We start from the raw sequence: 8551 nt of genomic DNA on the forward strand, positions 1-8551 counted from the left end.
CTCGGCCTGCCCGCCGCCGCGCCCTTCGCGCTGGTGGCGCTGGGCCAGGCGCGCGGGCTGCCGGACCCGGACCGCGCGATGCCGCGCCCGCGCAACAACCATCTCGGCTATGCCATCACCTGGTACGGCCTCGCCGCCGCGCTCGCCGGGGTGTTCCTGGTCTGGGCGCGGCGCCGGCTGAAGGAATGAGAGGGCCATGCACAACGCCGCCTATAACCGCCTGAAGGCCCGCTTCGCGCGCATCGCCGCGCTGGGGGAAGCGGCATCCATGCTGCATTGGGACGCCGCCACCATGATGCCGCCGGGCGGCGGGGAATCGCGCGGGGAGCAGCTCGCCGCGCTCGCCGGCCTCGCGCATGAGCTCCTCACCGCGCCCGTGGTCCGGGAGGATCTGGAGATCGCCCGCGGCGAAGGCGCGTGGGAGGAAGCGAACCTCGCCCTGATGGCCCGCGCCCATGCCCGCGCCACCGCGCTGCCGACATCGCTGGTGGAAGCGACCGCGCGCGCCAATTCGGCCTGCGAGAAGATCTGGCGGGAAGCCAAGGCGACGGCCGATTTCGCGCGGGTGGCACCGGCGCTGACCGAGGTGGTGCGCCTGCAGCGGGAAACCGCGCAGGCGCTGGCCGCCGCGCTGGGCATGGACCCCTATGACGCGCTGATGGATGGCTACCAGCGCGGCATCACGGCCGCCGATGTCGAGCCGGTCTTCACCGCCTACGAGGCCTTCCTCGCCGACGCCCTGCCGCGCGCCGAGGCGATCGAGGCCGCGCGCCCCGCCCCCGTGCCGCTGCCCGGCCCCTTTCCGGTCGATGCGCAGCGGGCGCTGTGCCGGCGGCTGTCCGAGCGCATCGGACTCGACTACGCGCATGCGCGCCTCGACGAATCGCTCCATCCCTTCTGCGGCGGCACGCCGCGCGACCAGCGGCTGACGACCTTCTACGACGAGGACGACGCGGCGAAGGCCGTGCTCGGCGTGCTGCACGAGACCGGCCACGCGCTGTACGAACAGGGCCTGCCCGCCGCCTTCGCCCGCCAGCCGGTGGGCGAGGCCGCGGGGATGGCCGCGCATGAAAGCCAGTCCCTGATCGTCGAGATGCAGGCCTGCCGCTCCGACGCCTTCCTGGGCTTCCTCGGGCGCGAACTGCGCCAGGCCTTCGGCGGCGATGCCGGCCCCTATGCCGCGACCAACCTGGCGCGCCACTGGCGGCGGGTGGAGCGCGGCTTCATCCGCGTCGATGCCGATGAGATCACCTACCCCGCCCATGTCATCCTCCGCTTCCGGCTGGAGCGCGCGATGATCGGCGGCGCGCTCGAGGTCGCGGACCTGCCCGGCGCGTGGAACGAGGGGCTGAAGCGCATCCTCGGCATCGTCCCGCCGGACGATGCGAAGGGCTGCCTGCAGGACATCCACTGGCATGACGGCGCCTTCGGCTATTTCCCCTCCTACACCCTCGGCGCCATGGCCGCGGCGCAGCTGATGAAGGCGGCGCGCGCGGCGGCACCCGGGCTGGATGCGGCGCTGGCGGAAGGCGACCTCTCGCCGCTGCTGGGCTGGCTGCGCACGCATGTGCACGGCCGCGGCTCGCTGCTCGGCTTCCAGGACCTGCTGCGCGCGGCGACGGGCAAGCCGCTCGATCCGTCCGACTTCACCGAACACCTGACGCGACGCTACCTCGCCGCGTGATCAGCCCGGCAGCGGCCCGACCGCGTCGTAGAAGCGGTAGAAGGCCTCGGTGACCGACAGCCGGTCGTAGATCGCCCGGCCCTGATACGTCACGCCTTCCGGCCCGACGCGGCCGAGGCGCACGCCGAGGAAGCGCGTCCCCGGCTCGACCGGCAACCGGTAGCGTCGGCGGATCGCCGGATAGGTCGGCATGTCGATCAGGTCGAGCGCGCCCGCCAGCGGCGCGGCGCGCGCCGGGTCGAAGCCGATCCCCGCCACCCGCGCGATGCGCATGGCGAAATGCAGCAGCAGCAGGTTCGATGGGTGCCCCGGCGTGTGGAACTGCCGCCCGGCGCGGGCGTGGCGCGCCACCACGTCGCTGAACACCACGTCGGTCTCGGCCTCCCGCGCCGCGAAATCGGCGAGCGATGCGGCGAAGGGGTCGGGCTCGCGCGCCAGCAGCGCCTCCCCGTCCAGCAGCGACGCCGCCTCCGCCGCCGGCCGCCCGGCGCGCCAGGCATCGACGATCTGCCCGACATGGTAGTTGCCGAGCGGCCCGCCGAGCGCGTTCATCCGCCCATCCATCAGGTGCCGGACATCCGGCGCATGACCCTTGAAGTGCAGCGCGGGAAAGGACAGCACCCGGGCTGTCGCGCGCGCCTTCAGCGCGGCGGTGGACAGGCGCGGTATGCCGCGCGGCCGCGTGTAGCCGTCGCCCGTGCGCTGGCTCAGCACCAGGTCACTTCCGTCCATGACGGCGAGTACGCCTGCCTCGTCTTCCGGCCGGACCTCATGGATTTCCCAGGTCCCGGCGATGCGAACATCGGGATTGGCGCGGCGCAGGGCCTCGGCGATCAGGCGAACCTGGCAATTGCCCATCAGGGCGATGCGCATCGGGCGAATTGGTCCTTCCGGATTCGCAAGGATATGCGCCAGGCCCGCCCGGCGGCAATCCGATGCGCCCCGCAAGGGGCGGCGCGTCACCGCGCCTGGCCTGGGACGGCAGCGCACGTCGCGCCGCCGCCGGCGGCATGGCGCCCCTCGCCGCCGGCGGCCCGAGCCGGTAAAGACCGCCCATGCGCTACGTCTCCACCCGCGGCCAGGTGCCGGCCCGCGACTTCGATTCCGTCCTGCTCGCCGGCCTCGCCGAGGATGGCGGCCTGTTCGTGCCGGAAGCCTGGCCCAGCCTGACCACCGCCGAATGGCGGGCGCTGCGCGGCCTGCCCTATCCGGCGCTCGCCGCCCGGCTGCTCGGCCTGTTCGGCGCGGGGCACCTGCCGCTGGAGCGGATGTGCGCGGAAGCCTATGCGGGCTTCGGCCACCCGGCGACGGTCCCGCTGGTGCAGCTCGACACCCGCGTCTTCGCGCTCGAGCTCTTCCACGGCCCGACGCTCGCCTTCAAGGACATGGCGCTGCAGCTGCTCGGGCGGATGTTCGACCATGTGCTGGCGGCGCGCGGCGAGCGCGTGACCATCGTCGGCGCCACATCGGGCGACACGGGCTCGGCCGCCATCGAGGCCTGCCGCGACCGCGCCGCGGTGGACATCGTCATCCTCCATCCGCGCGGCCGCACCAGCGAGGTGCAGCGGCGGCAGATGACGACGGTGATGGCGCCCAATGTCGCCAACATCGCCGTGGAAGGCGACTTCGACGCCTGCCAGGACCTGGTCAAGGCGATGTTCAACGACGCGCCCTTCCGGCAGGAGATGCGGCTGTCGGCCGTCAACTCCATCAACTGGGCGCGCATCGCCGCGCAGATCCCCTACTACGCCGCGGCCGCGCTCGCGCTCGGCGCGCCGGACCGGGAGGTCGCCATCGCCGTGCCCACCGGCAATTTCGGCAATGTGCTGGCCGCCTGGGCAGCGCGGCGGATGGGGCTGCCGATCTCCCGCCTCATCGTGGGGTCCAACCGCAACGACATCCTGGCGCGCTTCCTCGCCGCGAACGACATGTCCATGCGCGCGGTCGAGCCCTCGCTCTCCCCGTCCATGGACATCCAGGTGAGCAGCAACTTCGAGCGGCTGCTGTTCGAGATGCTCGGCCGCGACGGCGCGGCCACGCGCGACGCCATGGGCCGCTTCCGCGCCGAAGGCCGCATGCCGGTGCCCGACGCGGCCTGGCGCGAGGCGACGTCGCTGTTCCGCGGCTTCGCCCTGGACGACGAAGGCACGCTGGCCGAGATCGGCCGCCTGCATCGCGACGCCGGCTACCTGGCCGACCCGCACACCGCGGTCGGCACCGCCGCCGCCCGCGTCCTCGCCCCCGAGGACCCCGCCATCCCCGTCATCGTGGCCGCCACCGCGCATCCGGCGAAGTTCCCCGATGCGGTGGAACGCGCGACGGGCCTGCGCCCCCCCCTGCCGGCGCGCATGGCCGACCTATATGAACGGGAGGAACGCTACGGCATCCTGCCGAACGACCTCGCCGCCATCGAGGCGGCGGTCCGCGCCCACGCCCTTCGCAACGCCGCCTGAAGGAAGCCCCGCCCGCACATGTCCGATGCCGTCCGCGTCACCCGCCTGCCCAATGGCCTGACCGTCGTTTCCGAGACCATGCCGCGCGTCGAGACCGTCTCGGTCGGCGCCTATATCGGCGCCGGCACGCGCCACGAGGCGCCGGAGGTCAACGGCGTCTCCCACTTCCTCGAACACATGGCCTTCAAGGGCACCGCGCGGCGCGACGCCGCGGCCATCGCGCGGGAGATCGAGAATGTCGGCGGGCATCTCAACGCCTACACCGCGCGCGAGCAGACCGCCTTCTACGCCAAGGTGCTGAAGGAGGACACGGGCCTCGCCGTGGACATCATCGGCGACATCCTCACGCATTCCACCTTCATCCCCGAGGAGCTGGAGCGCGAGCGCGGCGTCATCCTGCAGGAGATCGGCCAGGCGAACGACACGCCGGACGACATCGTCTTCGACCATTTCCAGGAAACCGCCTTCCCCGCCCAGGCGATGGGCCGCCCCGTGCTCGGCACGGAAGCGACCATCAAGACGATGAGCCGCGACGCGCTGACCGGCTACATGCGCACCCATTACGGGCCGGAGGCGATGGTCGTCGCCGCCGCCGGCGCCATCGAGCACGACGCGCTGCTGGAGATGGTCCGCACCCATTTCGCCGACCTGCCCACGACCGGCGCCGCCGCGCCCGAGCCCGCGCGCTACACCGGCGGGGAGTTCCGCGAGACGCGCGAGCTCGACCAGGTGCACATCGTGCTCGGCTTCCCCTCGGCGAAGCATGGCGACCCGCTGCACTACCCGACGCAGCTGCTCTCGACGCTGCTCGGCGGCGGCATGTCCTCCCGCCTGTTCCAGGAGATCCGGGAAAAGCGCGGGCTGGTCTATTCGATCTACTCCTTCGCCTCCCCCTTCCGCGATGGCGGCCTGTTCCAGATCTATGCCGGGACGGGGGAGAACGAGGCGAAGGAACTCGTGCCCGTGACGATCGAGGCGCTGCGCGCCGTGCAGCGCGACGTGACGGAGGACGAACTGGCGCGCGCCAAGGCGCAGCTGCGCGCCTCGCTGCTCATGTCGCTCGAGAGCACCGGCAGCCGCTGCGAGCAACTCGCCCGCCAACTCCAGGTGCATGGCCGCGTTATCCCAGTCGAGGAAACCAAGGCGAAGATCGCGGCGGTGACGGTGGAGCAGGTGCAGCAGGCGGCGGCGGCGATGTTCCGCGCACGGCCGACGCCGCCGACGCCGTGCTGCTGCAGAACGCCTCGCTGGCGGTGAAGCGCCGCATGGGCGCGATCGAGCAGTTGGAACGCTCCGAGGGCTTCGACATCGGCCTGCGCGTTTTCCTCGGCCGGCGCATCGCCATCGTCTCCTCCACCGATCCCGACCCGAAGGGCTTCGTCGCGCTGGCCGACCGCGCGGTCGCCATGGCGCGCGTGGTGCCGGAGGACCCCTTCGCCGGCCTGCCCGACCTCGTCACGGTGCCGCCGGCGGATCTCGACCTGGATGACCCGACCGAGCCGACGGCGGAGGAGCTGCTCGCCCGCGCCGCGGCGGCGGAGGAAGCCGCGCTCGCCGTCCAGGGTGTGACGAACAGCGAGGGGGCGGATGCCGGCTGGTCGCGCACGGCGATCGCGCTCGCGGCCTCGACCGGCTTCGCGGGGGAATTCGCCCGTACCTCCCATTCCATCTCGGCGGTCGCGCTGGCGGGCAGCGGGACGGGGATGGAGCGGGACTACGACTGGTCCTCGACCGTGCATCTCGCCGACCTCGACGACCCCGTCGCGATCGGGCGGCGGGCGGGGGAACGCGCGATCCGCCGGCTGAACCCGACGCGGCCGAAGACCGCGCGCATCCCGGTGGTCTATGCGCCGCGCGTCTCGGGCAGCCTGCTCGGGCACCTGGTGGGGGCGATCAACGGCGCGTCGGTGGCGCGCGGCACGTCCTTCCTGAAGGATTCGATGGGCAGCCAGGTGCTGGCGGCCGGGCTGACGGTGCGGGACGACCCGTTGCGGCGGCGCGGCCTGCGATCCCGCCCCTTCGACGGGGAAGGGATGCCGGGGCAGGCGCGCGCCATCGTGGCCGATGGCGTGCTGACCACCTGGCTGATGGACTGGCGCAGCGCGCGGCAGCTGGGGATGGCCTCGACCGGCCATGCCAGCCGCGGCACCAGCGGCCCGCCCGGGCCGGCGCCGACCAATCTCTGGCTGGAGCCGGGGGCGATGGCCCCCGAGGCGCTGATCGCCGACATCAGGGAAGGGCTCTACGTCACCGAGATGATCGGCATGGGCGTGAACGGCATCACCGGCGACTACAGCCGGGGCGCGGCCGGCTTCATGATCCGCGACGGGCAGCTGGCCGAACCGGTCAGCGAAGTGACCGTGGCCGGCAACCTCAAGGACATGTTCCGGGCCATGGTTCCGGCCAACGACCTGGAATTCCGCCGCGGCACGGATGCGCCCACCATCCGCGTGGATGGCATGACGATGGCCGGCGCGTGACGGCCGGGGCGATGCTCGCCTTGCGCTGCCCGCGCCGGGCGGGTTAGGGCTGGCCCATGCAAGGCCCCGCGCCCGACGCCGACCGCCCCCTGGCCGAGGTCTCCCTCGCCGAGTTGACGGACGCGATCCGCGCCTTCCGGCGTGCCTCGGTGCTGGTGGTGGGCGACGCCATGCTCGACCGCTACGTCTATGGCTCCGTCAAGCGCATCAGCCCGGAAGCGCCGGTGCCGGTCCTGGCGGTGGAGCGCGAGGTCGCCATGCCCGGCGGGGCGGGCAATGTCGTGCGGAACCTGACGGCGCTCGGCGCCGCGGTCGCCTTCGTTTCGGTGGTGGGGGACGACCAGGCGGGCAGCGACCTGACCGGGCTGATCGGCGGGCAACCGGGCGTGGAGCCCTGGCTGCTGGTGCAGGGCGGGCGGCACACCACCACCAAGACCCGCTTCATCGCCTCCGGCCAGCAATTGATGCGCGCGGACCAGGAGGTGGTGCAGTCGATCCATCCGCGGCTCGCCGACCGTATGGTCAAGATCGCCGCCGATGCCGTCGCCGCGACGACGGTGCTGGTGCTGTCGGACTACGACAAGGGCGTGCTGCGGGGGGAGACGTCCCGCCGCCTGATCGAGGCCGCGCACGCCGCCGGCCGCCGCGTGGTGGTGGACCCCAAGGGGCGCGACTTCTCCCGCTACGCCGGGGCGGACATCGTCACGCCGAACCGCGCGGAACTGGCGGAAGCGACCGGGATGCCGGTGGACAGCGAGGAAGCGATCCTCGCCGCCATGCGCGCGCTGCAGGCTGAGCACCGCTTCGGCGCCGTGCTGGTGACGCGCAGCGAGGACGGCATGACGCTGCTGGATGGCGAGCGCATCCACCATTTCCCGGCCGAGGCGGCGGAGGTGCATGACGTCTCCGGCGCCGGCGACACGGTGGTCGCCACGCTCGCCGCCGGGCTTGCCGCCGGCATGGCGCTGCCGGTCGCCGCACGGCTGTCGAACCTCGCCGCCGGCATCGTGGTGGGCAAGGTCGGCACCGCGGTGGTGCGGGAGGAAGAACTGGCCGAGGCGCTGACGCCCGAGCGCGGCGCGCTGCGCAAGGTTGTCTCCCGCGCCGGCGCGGCCGAGCAGGTGGAACGCTGGCGCCGCCGCGGCTGGCGCGTGGGCTTCACCAATGGCTGCTTCGACCTGCTGCATCCCGGCCATGTCCACCTGCTGGAACAGGCGCGCTCCTGGTGCGACCGGCTGGTGGTCGGGCTCAATTCCGATTCGAGCGTGAAGCGGCTGAAGGGCGCGGCCCGGCCGATCCAGGGGGAGGCCGCGCGCGCGGCGGTGCTGGCGTCCCTCGCCACGGTCGATTGCGTGACGGTGTTCGAGGAAGACACGCCGGTCGAACTGATCCGCCTGCTCAAGCCCGACGTGCTGGTGAAGGGCGCGGACTACACGGTGGACCAGGTGGTGGGCGGCGAACTGGTGCGCGAGTATGGCGGCGAGGTCAGGCTCGCCGAGTTGCTGCCCGGCAATTCCACCACGGCGACGGTGGCGCGGCTGCGCGGGTAGGTCGGCCCGCCGAGGCGGCGAATCCGCCGCCCCCAGCGCGCGTCCGGCGCCTGAGGGCGTGAAAAAGGACTGCCAACGCGTCGCCGAAGGCGGCCGCCGGCCTCACACCATCCGCCGCCGGATCTCCGCCTGCGTTTCCTCCATCGTCTCCTGCAGGCAATCCAGCGGCACGCGGCCGGGCGTGCGGGCGCAGCCTTCCCGCGCGGCGATGTAGCGCGCCAGCAGCGCCTCGAGTTCCGCCAGCGCCTGCGGGTTGCGCGCCAGCCGCGCGCGCGCCGCTTCCGCATCCCGCACCACGGCGGCATCCAGCGCGGCCATGCCCGGCGTCGCACAGACCTGCCGCGCTGCCCAGCCGGAGGTGGCAGGGCAGGTGACGGCGGCAAG

The 8551-nt window shown here is 72.9% G+C and carries 8 protein-coding genes; 6 read left to right on the plus strand and 2 right to left on the minus strand.

The features are described 5' to 3' along the window. The coding region (locus HW577_RS15350) for an SURF1 family cytochrome oxidase biogenesis protein (protein WP_332837734.1) at nucleotides 1-189 on the plus strand (189 nt) is incomplete at its 5' end. Between the two features lie 7 nt (nucleotides 190-196). Further along, nucleotides 197-1684 carry a carboxypeptidase M32 gene (locus HW577_RS15355; protein WP_198377030.1) on the plus strand — a complete coding sequence of 496 codons (1488 nt, stop codon included), beginning with the start codon at nucleotides 197-199 and terminating at the stop codon, nucleotides 1682-1684. On the opposite strand, the gene HW577_RS15360 is transcribed toward HW577_RS15355, so the two are convergent. Then, entirely contained in the window at nucleotides 1685-2557 is an 873-nt protein-coding gene (locus tag HW577_RS15360) for a WcbI family polysaccharide biosynthesis putative acetyltransferase (protein WP_198377031.1), read from the minus strand. A 182-nt stretch (nucleotides 2558-2739) separates the two neighbouring features. Here HW577_RS15360 and thrC point away from each other — a divergent pair, with 182 nt between their 5' ends. The 4 genes from thrC (at nucleotide 2740) to rfaE1 (ending at nucleotide 8167) form a co-directional block, all read left to right on the plus strand. After that, a complete protein-coding gene (gene thrC / locus HW577_RS15365) occupies nucleotides 2740-4137 on the plus strand; it encodes a threonine synthase (RefSeq protein ID WP_198377032.1) in 1398 nt (465 codons plus the stop codon). Between the two features lie 18 nt (nucleotides 4138-4155). After that, the gene (locus HW577_RS15370; protein ID WP_198377033.1) at nucleotides 4156-5394 is read left to right on the plus strand and encodes a M16 family metallopeptidase; all 1239 of its coding nucleotides are present in this window, start codon (nucleotides 4156-4158) and stop codon (nucleotides 5392-5394) included. Nucleotides 5395-5402: 8 nt separating this feature from the next. Then, nucleotides 5403-6617, plus strand: coding sequence for a TldD/PmbA family protein (locus tag HW577_RS15375; protein ID WP_408639534.1), 1215 nt, complete (start codon nucleotides 5403-5405; stop codon nucleotides 6615-6617). Between the two features lie 89 nt (nucleotides 6618-6706). Beyond that, nucleotides 6707-8167, plus strand: coding sequence for a D-glycero-beta-D-manno-heptose-7-phosphate kinase (gene rfaE1, locus HW577_RS15380; protein WP_419956591.1), 1461 nt, complete (start codon nucleotides 6707-6709; stop codon nucleotides 8165-8167). Nucleotides 8168-8269: 102 nt separating this feature from the next. On the opposite strand, the gene HW577_RS15385 is transcribed toward rfaE1, so the two are convergent. Next, the coding region (locus tag HW577_RS15385; RefSeq protein ID WP_232474966.1) for a hypothetical protein at nucleotides 8270-8551 on the minus strand (282 nt) is incomplete at its 5' end.

This window comes from Neoroseomonas rubea (assembly GCF_016106015.1).
Taxonomy (GTDB): Bacteria; Pseudomonadota; Alphaproteobacteria; order Acetobacterales; family Acetobacteraceae; genus Neoroseomonas; species Neoroseomonas rubea.